The 16,130-nt window shown below is 69.2% G+C and carries 16 protein-coding genes; 8 read left to right on the forward strand and 8 right to left on the reverse strand.

Features of this window, described 5'->3' with window-relative positions:
• Nucleotide 1: 1 nt before the first annotated feature.
• From tilS to dacB, 3 genes are all read right to left on the reverse strand, one after another.
• Complete coding sequence (gene tilS / locus RIF23_RS08110) at nucleotides 2-988, reverse strand: tRNA lysidine(34) synthetase TilS (RefSeq protein ID WP_310911787.1); 987 nt, start codon at nucleotides 986-988, stop codon at nucleotides 2-4.
• An 8-nt stretch (nucleotides 989-996) separates the two neighbouring features.
• Nucleotides 997-2,127: a zinc-dependent metalloprotease gene (locus RIF23_RS08115; protein ID WP_310912100.1), complete on the reverse strand. Its 1,131-nt coding sequence runs from the start codon at nucleotides 2,125-2,127 to the stop codon at nucleotides 997-999.
• Nucleotides 2,128-2,237: 110 nt separating this feature from the next.
• Complete coding sequence (gene dacB / locus RIF23_RS08120) at nucleotides 2,238-3,635, reverse strand: D-alanyl-D-alanine carboxypeptidase/D-alanyl-D-alanine endopeptidase (RefSeq protein ID WP_310911788.1); 1,398 nt, start codon at nucleotides 3,633-3,635, stop codon at nucleotides 2,238-2,240.
• 77 nt (nucleotides 3,636-3,712) lie between these two features.
• On the opposite strand from dacB, the gene RIF23_RS08125 reads away from it, so the two are divergent.
• Nucleotides 3,713-4,231 carry an inorganic diphosphatase gene (locus tag RIF23_RS08125; protein ID WP_310911789.1) on the forward strand — a complete coding sequence of 173 codons (519 nt, stop codon included), beginning with the start codon at nucleotides 3,713-3,715 and terminating at the stop codon, nucleotides 4,229-4,231.
• Between the two features lie 134 nt (nucleotides 4,232-4,365).
• Here RIF23_RS08125 and RIF23_RS08130 read toward each other — a convergent pair whose 3' ends face one another.
• Nucleotides 4,366-5,025: a hypothetical protein gene (locus RIF23_RS08130; protein ID WP_310911790.1), complete on the reverse strand. Its 660-nt coding sequence runs from the start codon at nucleotides 5,023-5,025 to the stop codon at nucleotides 4,366-4,368.
• 537 nt (nucleotides 5,026-5,562) lie between these two features.
• On the opposite strand from RIF23_RS08130, the gene RIF23_RS08135 reads away from it, so the two are divergent.
• Nucleotides 5,563-6,102 (forward strand): hypothetical protein, encoded by a 540-nt coding sequence (locus RIF23_RS08135; RefSeq protein WP_310911791.1) that lies wholly within the window; start codon nucleotides 5,563-5,565, stop codon nucleotides 6,100-6,102.
• Between the two features lie 31 nt (nucleotides 6,103-6,133).
• Here RIF23_RS08135 and RIF23_RS08140 read toward each other — a convergent pair whose 3' ends face one another.
• Both RIF23_RS08140 and RIF23_RS08145 read right to left on the reverse strand, forming a co-directional pair.
• Nucleotides 6,134-6,505 carry a hypothetical protein gene (locus RIF23_RS08140; protein WP_310911792.1) on the reverse strand — a complete coding sequence of 124 codons (372 nt, stop codon included), beginning with the start codon at nucleotides 6,503-6,505 and terminating at the stop codon, nucleotides 6,134-6,136.
• Between the two features lie 37 nt (nucleotides 6,506-6,542).
• Nucleotides 6,543-6,815 carry a hypothetical protein gene (locus RIF23_RS08145; protein ID WP_310911793.1) on the reverse strand — a complete coding sequence of 91 codons (273 nt, stop codon included), beginning with the start codon at nucleotides 6,813-6,815 and terminating at the stop codon, nucleotides 6,543-6,545.
• Between the two features lie 325 nt (nucleotides 6,816-7,140).
• On the opposite strand from RIF23_RS08145, the gene RIF23_RS08150 reads away from it, so the two are divergent.
• From RIF23_RS08150 to RIF23_RS08175, 6 genes are all read left to right on the forward strand, one after another.
• Entirely contained in the window at nucleotides 7,141-7,992 is an 852-nt protein-coding gene (locus RIF23_RS08150) for an exonuclease domain-containing protein (RefSeq protein ID WP_310911794.1), read from the forward strand.
• A gap of 229 nt (nucleotides 7,993-8,221) precedes the next feature.
• Nucleotides 8,222-10,039: a BCCT family transporter gene (locus RIF23_RS08155; protein ID WP_310911795.1), complete on the forward strand. Its 1,818-nt coding sequence runs from the start codon at nucleotides 8,222-8,224 to the stop codon at nucleotides 10,037-10,039.
• Between the two features lie 42 nt (nucleotides 10,040-10,081).
• The gene (locus tag RIF23_RS08160) at nucleotides 10,082-10,246 is read left to right on the forward strand and encodes a hypothetical protein (protein WP_310911796.1); all 165 of its coding nucleotides are present in this window, start codon (nucleotides 10,082-10,084) and stop codon (nucleotides 10,244-10,246) included.
• 174 nt (nucleotides 10,247-10,420) lie between these two features.
• Entirely contained in the window at nucleotides 10,421-11,815 is a 1,395-nt protein-coding gene (locus RIF23_RS08165) for an aldehyde dehydrogenase family protein (protein WP_310911797.1), read from the forward strand.
• 124 nt (nucleotides 11,816-11,939) lie between these two features.
• Nucleotides 11,940-12,461: an aminoacyl-tRNA deacylase gene (locus RIF23_RS08170; protein ID WP_310911798.1), complete on the forward strand. Its 522-nt coding sequence runs from the start codon at nucleotides 11,940-11,942 to the stop codon at nucleotides 12,459-12,461.
• 127 nt (nucleotides 12,462-12,588) lie between these two features.
• On the forward strand, nucleotides 12,589-13,968 hold the full coding sequence (locus tag RIF23_RS08175; protein ID WP_310911799.1) for a dipeptidase: 1,380 nt from the start codon (nucleotides 12,589-12,591) through the stop codon (nucleotides 13,966-13,968).
• A 254-nt stretch (nucleotides 13,969-14,222) separates the two neighbouring features.
• Here RIF23_RS08175 and RIF23_RS08180 read toward each other — a convergent pair whose 3' ends face one another.
• A complete protein-coding gene (locus tag RIF23_RS08180) occupies nucleotides 14,223-14,915 on the reverse strand; it encodes a DUF421 domain-containing protein (RefSeq protein ID WP_310911800.1) in 693 nt (230 codons plus the stop codon).
• A 113-nt stretch (nucleotides 14,916-15,028) separates the two neighbouring features.
• A complete protein-coding gene (locus RIF23_RS08185; protein WP_310911801.1) occupies nucleotides 15,029-15,973 on the reverse strand; it encodes a hydroxymethylglutaryl-CoA lyase in 945 nt (314 codons plus the stop codon).
• Nucleotides 15,974-16,130: the final 157 nt, after the last annotated feature.

Here is a 16,130-nt window from a genome sequence, read left to right on the forward strand (position 1 = left end):
ATCACTCGGACCGGTCCGTGTGTTCCACGAAGAGGCACCCGTGCCGCCGCCGCCCACACACGCGGCCTGGGAGGTCGACGTGGGACTGGCCACGATAGTGGGTAACCAGCCGGTCCAGGGCGTGGATGTGCACCGCCCCCAGGGCACCTTCCGGCACACCCGCCGCCACGGCCAGCTGCCGCAGCACGCGGGTGCGCACGGCCCGCGGCAGCTCCGCCAACACAGCCAGATCCGCCCCACCACCCGGATGCCGGCACCGGTCCAGGGCCTGTGCCGCGGCGTCGTCCAGCGCCGCGGCGTCGTCCCGCAGCAGGTCCGCGCTGCGCGCGAGGGCCGCGGCGACTCCCGGCCCCAGGGTCTCCTCGAGTATGGGCAGCGCCTGGCTGCGAACGCGGGAGCGGGCGTAGGCCGGGTCCCGGTTGTGCGGATCCTCCCAAGCCGTGAGACCCATCTGGGCGCAGGCGTTGCGCACCGTCGAACGGTCCACGTCCAACAGGGGCCGCCGATAGCGACCACTGCACGGCGACATTCCGGCCAGGGAACGTGCCCCGGATCCGCGGGCCAGGCGGAGCAGGACCGTCTCCGCCTGGTCGTCCCGGGTGTGCCCAAGCAGTACGCTCTCGGCACCGTGCGCCTCCGCGCCGGAGTCCAGAGCCGCATAGCGGGCGCGGCGGGCCGCCCCCTCCGGGCCACCAGCCCGACCCACGCGGACCGTGTGCAGGTCCACCGGGTCCAGCCCGAGCCTCCGCAGCGTTGGGAGCAACGCAGCAGCTCGCTGTGCCGAACCCTCCTGCAACCCGTGGTCAACAGTCATAGCGCCAGCTCGTAGCCCCAGCCGTGGCGCGACAAAGGCCGTGGCGGCGGCCAGGGCCAAGGAGTCGGCGCCTCCGCTGCACGCCACCAGAATCAGCGCCCCGGAGGGGAACTCCTCCAAGTGGCGGCGCACCGCGCGCCGCACCGTCGCCACCGCGGCGGGTGGGCCTCCCATTCCGGCGGTCAGGCCGAGGAGGCGGCAGCGGGCCCCTCGCCTGTGGTGGAGTCGTCCGCGCCGGTGACGCTGTCCTGGCCGTGCACCACACGCTGGATCCACGACTGCGGTTCCCGGATCTCCGCCATGGTCGGCAGGGTCTGGGGGCTCTCCCACACGCGGTTGAACTCTCGCATCCCGACCTGGTCGATGACCTGGCGTACGAATGCCGATCCCTCGGCATACTGGCGCATCTTCAACTCGATGCCCAGCAGCTGCCGGATCACCCGATCGATCCGGCCGGTGCCCTCGCGGCGCCGCTGGAAACGCTCACGGATCTCGGCAACCGACGGCACCACCTCGGGGCCGACGGCGTCCATCACATAGTCGCCGTGCCCCTCCGCGAGGGTCATCACTGCGGTCACTCGCTCCAGGACCTCGCTCTGTCCGGGAGTCTGGAGCGCGTCGATCAGGGTGGCGTCCCCGCCGCGCATCACCTCGGCCACGGCCTCACCCGTGGCACGCAACCGGTCCAGGAAGGCACCGGCGTCGATCTCCGAGGCCAGCAGGAATTCGCGCATCTGCTCCTGCACGTAGTCCCGCAGCCACGGGACCGAGGTGAACTGGGTGCGGTGCGTCTCCTCGTGCAGGCAGACCCAGAGTCGGAAGTCGTCCGGGTTCACGTCCAGCTCCCGCTCGGCCTGGACGATGTTCGGGGCAACGAGGGTCAGCCGGCCGGCCGGCGCGCGGCCGTCCGGGTCCGGCGGAAGGAACAGCTCGTACTGCCCCAGCACACGCCCCGCGAGATAGGACAGCACCGCTCCCAGCTGGACCCCGGTGATCCGGGATCCCACCGCGCTGGTGAGTGTGCTGGCCGCGGAGGAGTTCAGCCGGTCCGTGCCCAGCTGATCCAGCAGTGGTTCCAGGACGGCACGGAATCCGTCCACGTTCGCCCGGATCCAGCCGGGGCGGTCGACGACGACCGCGGCCCCGGCGGGTTCCAGACTGTGCATCTCGGTGAAGTCCCGCACATGGGCCTGAGCCGCCACGGAGAGCTCCCGGAGCTGGGTCACGGCATGGCGGGCCTCGGTGAACTCCACCTGCGGTCCGGGCCGCACGAGGCGGACCCCGGTGGTTACGGCTACATCCCAGTCGATCAAAGTCACGTTCCTCACAGTACCCACCCTGTCCACGATCGCCCGCGCTCCCGGACAGGGTGACAAAAAACCGCTCCGCGCGCAGGGAAACCCGGAGTCAGCGGGCGGGCTCGCTAACAGCCACACTCGACGACGGCCGCGGCGAGTTCGTCCAGAGCCGAACCCGTGGCCGCCGGGTCGTTGGCCATGAACGCGAACAGCAGCAGCCGCCCCTGCTCGTCGTGCACGGTCCCGGCGAGGGTACTGACCCCAGACAGGGTTCCGGTCTTGCCGCGGACCAGGCCCGCACCCGCCGCGGCGTCGCTGTCCGCGGCGTAGCGGCCCGACAGCGTTCCGGTGAAGCCTGCAACCGGCAAGCCGGTGAACGTGGGGTGGAGGTCGGGATGATTCGGATCCGTCGCCACCGCCAGCATGTCGACGAGGCTGCGCGGGGAGATCTCGCTGTCGACCGAGAGCCCGCTGCCGTCGGCGAGCTCGACCCCGGAGATGCCGAGTTCGTCGAGCACCCGCTCACTCGCGCGCGCAGCGCCGGCGAAGGAGGCGTCTTCCCCCTCGGCGAGGGCCACCTGGCGGGCCAGGGCCTCGGCGACATTGTTGTCGCTGGTGTCCAGCATGTACTCGACCAGTGCACCGATCGGTGGGGAGTCCACCGCTGCCAACTCCACGGCCTCGGGGGTGGCGTCCCGCTCCTGCGGCTCCCCCTCCACCGCGATTCCCGCGGCCGCCAGCTGGTTGGCGAAGGCCGTGGCCGTGGCCCGCGGGGGGTCTCCCACCCGTTCGCCGTAGAAGTCGTCGGCGTCGACCCGGCCGGCGTCGTGCATCAGCGCGTGCACGGGCGCGACGCTGCCCCCGTCGACGTAGTTGGGCCGCCATCGGGGCCCCCGGTCCGATCCCGTGTAGGCCGAGGAGTCATAGCCCACCCGCACCGTGTCGACGTCCGCCTCCGCCAGCTCAGCGGCGGTCTCGGCCGCGAGTTCCCAGAGGGAGGCGACCGTCGGATAGGCGTGTGGATCCGGGACCTCGGTCAGTGTGGGGTCTCCAGCCCCGACGAGCACCACCTCGGGCACATTCCCCCCCTCGGAGTCCCCCTCCGCCGCGACGAGGGAGTCACCGACGACCGTGGTGGTGATCCGTTCGTCCGGTCCGACGGTGGCCAGCACCGCGAGCGCCGTGGCGATCTTGGTGGTCGAGGCGGGTGTGGCGCCCTGCTCCGCGTGCAGCTCGAACAGCGGTTCGTCAACGGCGTCCGGGGCGGCGACGTAGCCGGAGAGGCCTTCTTCGACCGCGGAGCCACTCATGCGATCATCGAGCTGTTCAGCAAGTCGCGTCGCGTCGACCTCGGCCACATCGGACTCCATCGCGTCCGGTGCGGCGGCGGCGTGCGTGACCGGAGAGGCAACCGGATCGGGTGGACGCGTGGCGATGACGTCGTAGGCGGTCAACGCCGCCAGCAGAACGAACAGGTTGAGCAGGGCTAACGTGAACAGCACCCACGGCTGGTCGTGCCGCACCCTGGCACCTGCCTTTCATCGCCCGTGCGAGATCCTGAGCATCCTGATACCGCGACACTAGGGGAGCCCGGAAGAGTATGGAATTCGACGTAACAATCGAGGTCCCCAAGGGGGAACGCAACAAGTACGAGATGGACCACGAGACCGGGCGCCTGCGCTTGGACCGGATGCTGTTCACCTCGACGAGCTACCCCGCGGACTACGGATTCATCGAGGGCACCCTCGGTGACGACGGGGATCCCCTGGACGCCCTGGTCCTGCTGAAGCAGCCCACCTTCCCGGGCTGCCTCATCCGGTGCCGGGCTGTGGGAATGTTCCGGATGCGGGACGAGTCCGGAGGAGACGACAAGGTGTTGTGCGTGCCGTCAACGGACCCGCGGATGGAACACCTGCGTGACATTCACCATGTCGCGGAGTTCGAACGTCTCGAAATCCAGCATTTCTTCACCGTGTACAAGGACCTGGAGCCGGGCAAGTCCGTGGAGGGCGCCACCTGGACCGGCCGGGCCGACGCCGAGGCCGAGATCCGAACCTCAATCAAACGTGCCGAGGACCACGGGCAGCACGGCAGCACCGAACACATCGTTCTCGAGTAGCCGGTCCGCGGCCTCGGGCCGCCCGACGCGCGAGTCCGCGGAGTGGTGACCGAGCAGGCGCAGGCACCGTGTCGTGGCCGCACAGCGGTTGCCGGGGGCGCGTGCCCCCGGCACAGCGGCGAACGTCGGCCAGGTCAGGCTTTTTGGGCCGTGACGAGACTCACGACCTCGTCGGATTCGAGGACCGGCGGCGCATCAACAATCTGGCGTATCGCCGCCCGTGGGCGCGCGATCAGCGCCTCACCCGCACGCACGGCAGGCTGGGGCAGACGACGTCCCACCAGAACCACGGGAACAACCGACACATCCGGACGCACGTCGGCGAGGCCGAGGGCGCGTCCGACCCGCACCGCGTGTCGACAGACGCGGTCGACGCGTTTACGGGCCGGTATCTCGCCGATCAGCCACTCCGTTCCGGTCCAGGACACCGGATTGCGCCAGGCTCGGGTCTCCAGGACGAACACACCCCCCGGCCCGATGACCAGGTACTCGCTCGGCCCCTCGGGGAGGACGTGGTACCCGTGGCGTTGCAGTCGGCGCAGCCACCGTCCCAGGCCCCACGGGACGGGAACATGTGGCCCCAGCGTGGCCAACAGCACGTAACTGAGGGTGAGCAGGGCCGCCACCAACACTCCCGCATCCAGGCCGAGGAAACCTCCGGCCATCACCCCGGCCGCGGCCACAACCACCGCCCGCACCGCGAACAGGGCAAGGCGGGACGCATAGGCCTCCGGTGTGGGCGGGACGTCCCCGGGCCGGACAGGACCAGCCTCGGCCTCTCCCCCGTCCCGCACCAGCCACCCCCTGGCGAACGCTCCCGCACTGCTTCTGTGCCATCCCTATGGCATCACCGAACCCCCGGTGCCGCAATGCTGGCGTCGGGGATCCCGTCGCCGCGCACCACCAGGACACACGCCTCCCGCCCCGCGTCGTCCACCCCGGTGTGGACACGCGCGAACACAGCGACGTCGTGTGCACTGTGTCACGAGCGGAGTGTGACTTCCACCGCAACGCAGGAGCGATCCTTGACAACGGCACCCGGAGTTGGTCTGCTACGTGTCATGCATCAGCGCACACGTATGGTTCAGCCCGAGACTGCCCCGCATGGGCACGTGGCCGTTCCTGCCCGTTCGTGTGCCCTGTGTCCGGGTTCCTGTCGCTGAGGCCGACCTGCACGCCGCGTCCGCGGCGTCGCCTCGCTCCCCGGGTGCGGTTCCCGCGGCCCACTGTCTGTCGTCCGGCCGCCCGCTTCCGGAGTGCTCATATCTGCGTCCCGAAGACCTCGCCGTAGCCTTTGTCGCACGGCCCGCCCGTGAGGGAACCCGTATCCAATGCCGGTAGACGCCACCACCACAGCGCGCCCCTCCGATCAGTTCTCCTGGCCACAGCCCCGTCCCGCACCGGTTGCCGACCTCGACGGAATCGGGGACATCGTCGACGCGGGACGTGCCATCCCCTACCCCGAGCTCCAACGCGACAGCATCCCCACCGTCGGGCAGCTGCTGAGCACGGCCGAACACCTCGCAACACTGCTGGGTACCGACCAGCAGTGGCCCGACGGAACCTGGGCGGAACATCCGGTGTCCGCCCGGCTCCGCGTCCGTGCGGTGGCGCTGCGTCCGAGCGGGTTCGTCTCGCTGCCCCCGCCCCCGGCATCGCCCTGCCCGCACGGGGGCGGACTGTTGTATCTCGCCCGCGGACAGGCACACATGGTGACCGTGTCCGCGGTGGGGGAGCTCGAGACGGCCCACGCGCTCGCCGAAACGCGTGGGCGGATCCTGGCACGCCCGGATGTGGCTCAGGTGGTCCAGCTCCTGAACACGGGGGATCGTCCCGCACTGCTCGTTCACGTCACCCCAGACGCCCGGTAGTGCCCCCAACGGGCACCGCACCCTACTCCTCCTACTCCTCGGGTGCCCCGGAGGTGTTCCGAAGCGCCTCGTCCACAACCACGATCGAACGCAACGTCGCGGCCATACGCTTTCCCTCCGCAAGGTAGGCGTTCATGACCTGCTCGATGGCGGGAGGGGGCAGATGGTCCCGCAGCGCGACGCGGGCCCCGCGATACCCCCCGCGTGCGGCCTCCAGACAGGCCGTGACGTGTTCGCGGGCCAGCCGGGCCAGCGCCACGGGATATCGACGCAGGACACCGTGCAACCGGTAGTCCGGCGGAACATGCTCGAAGAGCCACACGACGGCGGTCTGTTCGAACGCCTCGGTCCCTGGTGGATGCACACTCGCGGGCCAGTCCGCAGGCAGCTGTTGCTCGGCCATTCCCCCAGGATATCGCATTATCGAACGTTTGTTCGGATCAGCCGGGGCGCGACTCCTCTCCGGCGAGCCCCTGCTCACCACCGCTCTCCCCGACACCCGCGCCCTCCGCCGCGTCGTCAGTGTTATTAGTGTTGTCGTCCCGCCGTTCCAACTCCGCGCGGAGACTGGTCTCCGCCGCGTCCACCGCGGCTCTCGCTGTGATCACACTGGTGTGTGCCCGCTCCAGATTGCCCAGACCAATACAGTCGAATGACACCCGCGCGTCGTGAATCGCCGACTCCAGCTGGCGTGCCGCCTCCTCCAAGCTCATGACTGTGTCCCTTCGCCCCTTCGCCCCTTCGCGTTGACGGGTTCGCGGCGCCCCACCAGGAACCGTTGCGGTATTGCCGGCCGGGCGGGAACTCCCGGTCCCGGTGAGGACCTACCCAGGCGAGGCCACCCCTATGTCCCCGAAGGCGCCAACGGTCCCACCCGTCGCAGCCGTCACTCCCGACGTACCTCCGCTCTCCCCTCCCCGCTCACGGCCCAGCATGCGGAGGGATTTCCCGGAACTCTGGGACACCGTCGCCGTGATTCCCGGACTGTCCCCCGGGCTTACTAGGCTTGACCCACGCGAACGAACAGGGGGCGCGACCATGCAGAACCGCTATCCCGGGACCTGTCAGACATGCTCGGAGCATGTGCCGGCAGGGGCCGGTGTGGTCGTACGCGAATCCGGGCGTTGGCGAGCCTACTGCTGCGAGCACGAGCCGCGTCCCGACCCCCCACCCCCACGCGGTGACCACGCCGGTTGGCACACCACGGCGCTGGCGGGCTACGACTGCGAAACCTCCGCACCCAACCCGGAGGAGGCCTTCGTGGTCTCGGCGGCACTCGTGGACGTGCAGGGTCAGAGTCACACTTGGCTGGTCGACCCCGGCGAGCGGGAGATTCCCGCCGAGGCGGCCGCGGTCCACGGAATCAGCACCGAGTACGCACGTGCCCACGGACGGCCCGCCACACAGGTACTCGGCGAGATCAGTCAGGCCCTGGTGGACCATCTGCGCGCTGGGCGGGGCCTGGCCGTGTTCAACGCCCCCTATGACCTGGTCGTGTTGGACCGGGAACTTCGGCGCGCCGACCTGCCCACCGTGCGCGAACAGTTGGACGGCACCGTCTGCCCGGTGATCGATCCACTGGTCCTGGACCGGGGCCTTGACCCCTACCGCCGGGGACGTCGCAATCTCGAATCCATGTGCCAGCACTACGGTATTGCGCTGAACGGGGCACACACAGCGACGGGGGATGCCCGCGCCTGTGTGGACCTGGCCGTCGAGATCGGCGCTCGCTACCGGGATGTCGCCGAGCTCGCACTGCCGGAGCTCCACGAGCGTCAGGTCGAGTGGGCCCGGGCATACGCTCGGGGCCGGCAGGAATGGCTGGACCGTACGCGCCCGGGGCACGGGCAAACGATCGACGGCACCTGGCCCATGCCCAGCACAACCTAGACGAGGCTCACCCCTGGGTTTGCATATCTGTTTACCAGGCAGTTCCTACTCTGAGTGGCGGTGCGTTTCGCACCGAAACGACCGCGGCGCGGTTCCTGCCGCAGCCCGGTCCTGAGGAGGCCCTGCCGCCGGACCACCACGCCGGCGGCAGGACGTATGTCGACGCCGACCAGGGTCGACGTCCGCCAATCCGGGGGGAAGGAGACAGCGCCACCGCGCTGACATTCCGGTGACACCTGACAACAACCAACCGACCACCACGGGCACGCCAGCACACCCTGACACTGACGCCGGCACGGACCCGAGCACGGACAACACAAGCAGCGATACCGACATCACCGCCGAAGACCTGCTGTGGGAGCCACCCACGGTCCTGACGGCGGAACGCAGCCCCCGCACCGACCGTGTTGTCTTCGGGGTGGCGGCAGTGTTGGGAATCGCGTTCGTGCTGTGGGGGGCGCTGCGCACGGAGACGCTGAGCTCCGTGGCGGACCGGGCCCTGACGGAACTCATCCACTATGGCGGGTGGGCGTTCATCCTCGCCGCCTCTGGATTCGTCGTGTTCGCCCTGTGGCTGGCGTTCAGTCGCTACGGTGACATCCGCCTCGGTCGCGACGAGGAGACCCCCGAGTTCCGCACCCTGTCTTGGATCGCGATGATGTTCGCCGCCGGCATGGGCATCGGATTGATGTTCTACGGCGTGAGCGAACCGATCAGCCACTTCGTGTCCCCACCGCCCGGAACCGCCGAGGACGGCGCTCCCGAAGCCACCGCGATGGCCACCACCCTGTTCCACTGGACCCTGCATCCCTGGGCGATCTACGCCGTGGTGGGACTGGCGATCGCCTACGGGACGTTCCGTCGGGGACGTGGCCAGTTGATCAGCGCAGCCTTCACGCCACTGATCGGGGCCCGGCATGCCCAGGGGACGGTGGGACGCATCATCGACGTCTTCGCAGTGTTCGCGACCCTGTTCGGAACCGCCGCCTCGCTGGGGCTGGGAACTTACCAGATCGCTGGCGGACTCCAGGAGCTCGGCTGGATCTCCACTGTGGACAACCGGGTGCTGCTGACGGTGATCGGGGTGCTCATCGTCTGTTTCCTGGCGTCTGCCGTCTCCGGAGTGGCCCGCGGCATCCAGTGGCTGTCCAACACCAACATGGTGGTCGCGCTCCTACTGATGCTGGTCCTCTTGGTCGGCGGATCCACCGTGTTCGTGTTCAACCTGGTACCAACGGCCCTGGGAAGCTACCTGGCCGAGCTGTTGCCCATGGCGGCCCGCACAGAGGTGCTCGGTGGCGCCGGCACCGAGGAGTGGCTGTCGGAATGGACCATCTTCTACTGGGCCTGGTGGATCTCCTGGTCCCCGTTCGTCGGAATGTTCATCGCCCGGATCAGTCGCGGCCGCACGATCCGGCAGTTCATCGGCGGGGTCATCCTCGTCCCGAGCAGCGTGAGCCTGGTCTGGTTCTGTGTGCTCGGCGGCTCGGCGCTCAGCATCGAGCGCGGCGATCCCGGCGCCATCTCGGGTGCGAACGGGGCCGAGGCGCAGCTGTACGCCCTGCTGTCCCAGTTCCCCCTGGCGACCGGGCTGATGCTGCTCGTGATCGTGCTGATCTCGATCTTCTTCGTGACCGGGGCCGACTCCGCCTCAATCATCATGGGAACAATGTCGCAGCGCGGTGCGATCGCGCCGCGGCGGCACGTCACCGTGTTCTGGGGGCTCATGATCGGCGGCGTCGCTGCCGTGATGATCCTGGTCGGCGGGGACGATGCCCTGTCCGGCCTCCAGAACCTGACCATCATCGTGGCGGCCCCATTCGCGGTCATCATCGCGCTGCTGTGTGTCGCCCTCGTGCGTGACCTGCGACGGGATCCGCGGGTCATGCGGTCCACCGTGGGGGAGGAACTTATCGACGCGGCGGTCATCGCTGGGGCGCACGACTACGACGGGGACTTCCAGATCGACATTTCACCCGCCCAGGACGCCGACGCCCCACCGCAGGGCGACAGCTCCGCAACGTCCCAGCCGGGCACCAGCGGCTAGACTGGGAACGCCCCCAGACGTCCACACCAAGGAGCACACGCCATGCTGAAGCTGATCGGTGCCCTGCTCGCCATCTGGATCGTGCTGTGGTTGGCCATGTCCATTCTCGGAATGGTGGTCCAGGCCGCGTTCTGGCTGTTCGTCGTGGGGATCGTCGTCCTCGGGGGGCTCGCGCTGGTGGACCGGGTCAGCAAGCGGAAGCGTTAGACCCGGCTCCGTGGGGCGCGCGGTTGGGGCGGCGCGGAGCTGTTTCCGCGGCCGGCCCGGCCCCCGCCCCCCGGGTTAATCCGGCCAATTGCCGCGGGCGTGCTGTGCAGCGGGTTCTCTCTCGACCGGGCCCAGCTTCCGCGGGGCTTTTCGGTCGGTGCCTATACTCCCGACATGGATGACATCGCGCCCCCCACCCACGACGCCGCCGAGGTCGTCGAGCGGCTACACCACACCTTCGCCAGTAACCGCACCAAACCTGCCCAGTGGCGTCGCTCCCAGCTGGAAGCCCTCCGGTCCATGCTCACCGCGGAGGAGCCGGAACTCCAGGCAGCGTTGAACGCCGACCTCGGCAAGTGCGCAACAGAGGCCTACATCACCGAGATCGGTTTCCTGCGCTCCGAGGTCGACCACGCCCTGTCGCACCTCTCACAGTGGCTACGGCCCCGTCGGGTGTCCTCAACCCTGCCGCTGATGCCCTCCCGCGCCCGGACCGTACGCGAACCCCTGGGCGTCGTACTGATCATCAGCCCCTGGAACTACCCCTTGAATCTTGCCCTGTCCCCACTGGTCGGGGCGATCGCGGCGGGCAACTGCGCCGTACTCAAACCCAGTGAGCTGGCTCCGTCCGTGTCGGCGGTTCTCGCGAAACTCCTGCCGCGCTATCTCGACCCGCAGGCCATCACCGTGGTCGAGGGTGGGGTTACCGAAACGACCGCGCTGCTGGAACAGCGCTTCAACCACATCTTCTACACCGGCAACAGCACGGTCGCCCGGATCGTGATGACCGCGGCCGCCAAGCACCTGACCCCGGTGACCCTGGAACTGGGCGGAAAGTCCCCGGCGATCGTCGAACCCGACGTGGACCTGACCACCACGGCGCGGCGACTGGCCTGGGGCAAGTTCATGAACGCCGGCCAGACCTGTGTCGCCCCGGACTACGTCCTGGCCGTCGGCGGATGCGCGGCCGAATTGGAATCTCGGCTGGCCACCGCGGTCGCCGAAATGTACGGGCCCCGACCCATCGAGAGCCCGGACTACGGCCGCATCGTCAACGAGCGCCACTTCGACCGGCTCACCCCCCTGCTGAACAGCGGGCGCCTGGTCACCGGCGGGGACACGGACCGGTCCCAGCGCTACATCGCACCGACCGTGCTGGCCGACGTCGACAATGAGGCCCCGGCCATGCAGGAAGAGATCTTCGGTCCCATTCTTCCGATCGTGTCGGTTCCCGACCTCGACACGGCCATCGCCACGGTCAAGCAGCGGGAACGGCCGCTGGCGCTGTACGCCTTCACGGAGTCCAAGCACAGCCGACGTCGCCTGACCACCGCCACTTCCTCGGGAGCGATCACCTTCGGGATCCCGAACGCACACCTGACGGTTCCGGGCCTTCCCTTCGGCGGTGTGGGGGAAAGCGGCATGGGCAACTACCACGGGCAGTACTCCTTCGAGGCCTTCACCCATCCCAAGGCCATCCTGGAGAAGTCGCTGACTCCCGACACCATGGCGCCGACCTATCCCCCCTACTCCCGTCTCAAGGATCGGCTGCTACGGCGGCTTCTTTGACCCGGGCTCCCGAAACACGCCACACTGGCGCTACCCACTGCGCGTCCACGACAGGCGCGCCGGTGTGGCGGCTCGTCGTGACCGGCGAGTCCCGGCCAGGAGTCGGAGCTGGGAGGTACGTGCGGTGGTACGCGCGAAGCCGAAGGGCACGGGCAAGAGCGACGTCGGCGCGCAGAGCACCCCGGCCACGCTGGCCGCGCGACGCGCGGGAATCGCCTTCAGCCTGCACACCTACGTTCCCCCCTCGGGCGGCGGGTCACTGAGTGAGGACGTGGCTACCGCGATCGGTATGCCCGCAGAGCAAGTCTTCAAGACCCTGGTTGTAACCGTGGACGAGCAACTGACCGTCGGGGTGTTGCCAGTGGGCAGCAGCCTGAACCTCAAGGCACTGGCCTCGACGGTCGGCGGCAAACGGGGAACCCTCGCGAACCAGGCTGCGGCCGAACGCGCGACCGGCTACGTACGCGGGGGGATCAGCCCGCTGGGCCAGCGCAGGCAGCTGCCCATCGTGGTGGACGGCTCCGCGCTGCGGCACGCAAGCATCTGTGTCTCCGCGGGGCGGCGGGGGCTACAGCTGGAGCTCTCACCGGTCGACCTGATCCGCGTGGCGGGCGCCCGGACCGGCTCTATCGCAGCTCAGGTGTAGTCTTCCCTCGCCAGGAAGGATATTCCCGCGTCCGCATGCCCTGTGGCTCAGCGTCTCCTCCCCGAGTGGCACGCCAGGCACAGCAGCGGGTGGGGACCCATCGGGTCGGGACCGCGAAGGAGAGGTCATGAGCAGCAGTGCGGCCACGGCAGCCACGGACACCAAGTCCCTGCGGGCGCGAATCCGGGCCATGATGCCCGAGGCGCGTCGGGAACTGGCCGAACTCGTCGCTTTCCGCTCGGTCGCCGACCCGCAGCAGTACCCGCCCCAGGAATGCGCAGACGCCGCGAGATGGCTCCGGGACGCCCTGGTGGCGGCTGGCCTCTCCGAGGCCGCCCTGCATGAGACCCCGGACGGATCGACGGCCGTGATCGCGCGGCGGGCGGCGCCGGCCGGGGCGCCCACGGTACTGCTGTACTGTCACTACGACGTCCAGCCGCCACTCGACGAGGACGCCTGGAACACGCCCCCGTTCGAGCTGACCGAACGAGACGGGCGCTGGTACGGCCGAGGCGCCGCCGACTGCAAGGGCAGCGCGATCGCCCACCTCCTGGCGCTTCGGGCGCTCGGAGACGATCCGGGGATCGGGATCACCGTGGTTGCCGAGGGTTCGGAGGAGCAGGCCACCGGCGGGCTGGAGCGTTTCGTCACCCAACACCCCGAGGAGCTGCGCGCCGACGCGATTCTGGTGTGCGACACCGGAAACGTGGCCGTGGGTGAACCCACCCTGACGACCTCGCTCCGCGGTGCGGTCGACGCCGAGGTGACCGTGTCCACCCTGGACGGTCCAATGCACTCGGGCATGTTCGGTGGTCCCGCCCCAGACGCGATGACGGCACTGGTACGGATGTTGGCGACGCTGCACGACACGGACGGCAGCACCACAGTGCGGGGGCTGGACAGTACCGGCACCTGGACCGGAGCGGACTACCCGGCTGAGCAGTTCCGTCGCGACGCCGGGGTGCGGCGCGGAGTACACCTGACCGGCTCGGGAACGGTCGCGGACCAGCTCTGGGCACGACCGGCGCTCACCGTGGTCGGCGTGGACTGCCCACCCGTGGTGGGTTCCGCAGCCGCGGTCCAGGCCACGGTTCGTGCCCGTCTGAACCTCCGGATCCCGCCCGGCGTGGACCCCGACACCGCCTACACGGCACTCGCGCGCCACCTGGAGGAGGTCGCCCCGTGGCAGGTTCAGGTCTCGATACGGCGCACCGCGTCGGGGCCTCCGTTCGAGGCGGACACGTCCGGTCCCGCCTACACCACCATGTGCGACGCCATGGCCAGTGCCTACGGGCGTAGGCCCGTGACCCAGGGCCAGGGCGGATCGATCCCGTTGTGCACCACACTCGCCCGCACCTACCCCGAAGCCGAGATCATGCTCCTGGGAGTGTGCGAGCCCCTGTGCCGGATCCATGCTCCCAACGAAAGTGTGGACCCCACCGAGATCGAACGCACCGCCCTGAGTGAGGCCGTGTTTCTCCGCGACCTTCCCGCGGCGCTGCGTTAGGCCAGGTCTCTGGGGATGGTGTGGATACGGCAGCAGACGCGGCTCGGGTGCCCCGCGGGCCACCTCGCCCCGGAGCCCCACCCGTGCCTGCTTGGCACCGCCCGGCCAGAAAATCCCGCACACCGCGGCTAACGTGGCCCGCGCAGCGGTGGTATCCCTGCTCAGCTCGGGCACCCCGGCCCCTGGTCAACGCGGCTCGTGCTGAGGGTGCGGCGGGCACCGAGCCATCCTCCGGATATCCCAAGCAGCGGGGTCTAGCGTCCCGCCGGTTCGGCACCATCGCTGCCGTCTGTGCCATCGTCACCTGGGTCGACCCGGGGCGGCCTGGGGTGCTCCTGCTCCGCACTGCTGTCGCTGTACGGACTTGGCGGGGTGTGTGGGTACGACCCGGTGAGTTCGGCCAGGTGCCGCTCGATGCGGGCAAGCCGGGCGTCTACGGCCGCAATCTCGCCTCCGGAGGCGTTCTCTTCCTCCGGACGTAGCCGGACCAGCACCGCTCCCCCCGGCTCCAGGGTCACCCGCTCCGTGTCGGACATGTGGTCGGCTCCCTGTTTCTTGACCGCCTGGAGGACATCTGCGGGACGCAGGCCGAGGCGGCGCAGGGTGGCGTGGTCAAGGTGCCCGTCGTGGGCCAGGGTGGTCGGACTTCCTTCGAACAGTCTCCCCAGCGTGGGCCACGAGGCCGCGGCCCGCACCATCACGGCGTTTCCGGCCAGGAGTACGGCGGCTCCCAGCACCCCGCCGGTGACGGAGTAGTCCTCACCGATCAGCGCGTTCTGCACAATGTTGGACAACAGCAGCATCACCACCAGGTCGAAGGTGTTGAGCTGCGCGAGATCGCGTTTGCCGGCCAGCCGTAGGAGCACCACGATGGCCCCGTAGACGAGCACGGTCCGCAGCACCTTGTCCCATGGTGGAATCTCGATCACGAGTAGGTCCTGCCACATGTCCGCCCGCCTCCCGTTCTGCCACTGTCTGGCGGGGGAACGCTACCGAACGTGCTGTGCATCCGCCGTACGCAACACGGTCGTCGCTGGCACGGTGCGGTCGGGCGGGCGGGTCAGGTGGTGCAGTCGCGGGTGAGGGCCGCGAGCACGCGGGACGGGCTGGGACGGCCCAACCGTTCTGCCATCCATAGGCTCAGTCGCGACAGTGCGTCCAGATCAACACCGTGCTCGATTCCCAGGCCAGTGAGCAGCCAGACCAGATCTTCGGTCGCGAGATTTCCGGTGGCACTTCCAGCGTAGGGGCAGCCACCGATCCCCCCGGCAGAACTGTCGAACTCGGTGACCCCCGCGGCCAGGGCCGCGGTGACGTTGGCCAGTGCCTGACCATAGGTGTCGTGGAAATGCATCGCCAGCCGCTCGGGCTCCAGACCGGCAGCGCGCAGTGCATCGATGAGGGCCGTGACATGTCCGGGGGTTGCCACCCCGATGGTGTCGCCGATCGATATCGATGCGCAGCCCATCTCCCGCAGCCGCACGGCCACCGAAACCACCTGGTCCATGGGCACCTGCCCCTCCCAGGGGTCCCCGAAGCACATGGACACGTATCCACGAACCGGAACCTGCTGTTCCTGCGCTGCGGCGACCACCGGAGCGAACATCTCCAGGGCGGCATCCACGCCCCGGTTCAGGTTGCGCTGCGCGAAGGTCTCGGTGGCACTGGCGAACACGGCCACCTCCCGCGCACCCGCGGCGAGGGCCCGCTCCAGGCCACGTTCGTTGGGCACCAGCACCGGCATGCGTGTTCGAGAGGCCTCAACGAGCGCACCCGAGGTCACGTCGTGGGCGTCCGCCAGCTGGGGGACCCAGCGCGGAGACACGAAGCTGGCGATCTCGACAGCGGGAAGCCCCGCGGCCACCAGGCCGCGAATGAACTCCAGCTTGTCCGCCGTCGGTACAACCGACTTCTCGATTTGGAGGCCATCCCGCGGGCCGACCTCGTAGATCCGCACCTTCGTGGGCATGCCGGCCTGGGGAACGACGGCGGGCAGAGCAGACATCAGACCTCCTGGCCGCTACGGCTAGCTGTGTGGCCCACGCTACGGCAGCGTGCCCACACCAACTGCCGACCCCGGCGAGGCGAGAGCGCGGGGCCAAGGAATGGTTTCGGACCGCTTTCGGGTCAGGGAGAGCCACTCCCTCATCCGAAAGCGTTCA

The organism is Lipingzhangella rawalii, from assembly GCF_031628175.1.
In the GTDB taxonomy this organism is placed as follows: domain Bacteria; phylum Actinomycetota; class Actinomycetes; order Streptosporangiales; family Streptosporangiaceae; genus Lipingzhangella_A; species Lipingzhangella_A rawalii.

Bases quoted from the DNA above. Each gene is read 5' to 3' on its own strand.
- tilS (WP_310911787.1), bottom strand. From the start codon at position 988: ATGGGAGGCCCACCCGCCGCGGTGGCGACGGTGCGGCGCGCGGTGCGC.
- RIF23_RS08125 (WP_310911789.1), top strand. From the start codon at position 3,713: ATGGAATTCGACGTAACAATCGAGGTCCCCAAGGGGGAACGCAACAAG.
- RIF23_RS08135 (WP_310911791.1), top strand. From the start codon at position 5,563: ATGCCGGTAGACGCCACCACCACAGCGCGCCCCTCCGATCAGTTCTCC.
- RIF23_RS08140 (WP_310911792.1), bottom strand. From the start codon at position 6,505: ATGGCCGAGCAACAGCTGCCTGCGGACTGGCCCGCGAGTGTGCATCCA.
- RIF23_RS08145 (WP_310911793.1), bottom strand. From the start codon at position 6,815: ATGAGCTTGGAGGAGGCGGCACGCCAGCTGGAGTCGGCGATTCACGAC.
- RIF23_RS08150 (WP_310911794.1), top strand. From the start codon at position 7,141: ATGCAGAACCGCTATCCCGGGACCTGTCAGACATGCTCGGAGCATGTG.
- RIF23_RS08160 (WP_310911796.1), top strand. From the start codon at position 10,082: ATGCTGAAGCTGATCGGTGCCCTGCTCGCCATCTGGATCGTGCTGTGG.
- RIF23_RS08165 (WP_310911797.1), top strand. From the start codon at position 10,421: ATGGATGACATCGCGCCCCCCACCCACGACGCCGCCGAGGTCGTCGAG.
- RIF23_RS08175 (WP_310911799.1), top strand. From the start codon at position 12,589: ATGAGCAGCAGTGCGGCCACGGCAGCCACGGACACCAAGTCCCTGCGG.
- RIF23_RS08180 (WP_310911800.1), bottom strand. From the start codon at position 14,915: ATGTGGCAGGACCTACTCGTGATCGAGATTCCACCATGGGACAAGGTG.
- RIF23_RS08185 (WP_310911801.1), bottom strand. From the start codon at position 15,973: ATGTCTGCTCTGCCCGCCGTCGTTCCCCAGGCCGGCATGCCCACGAAG.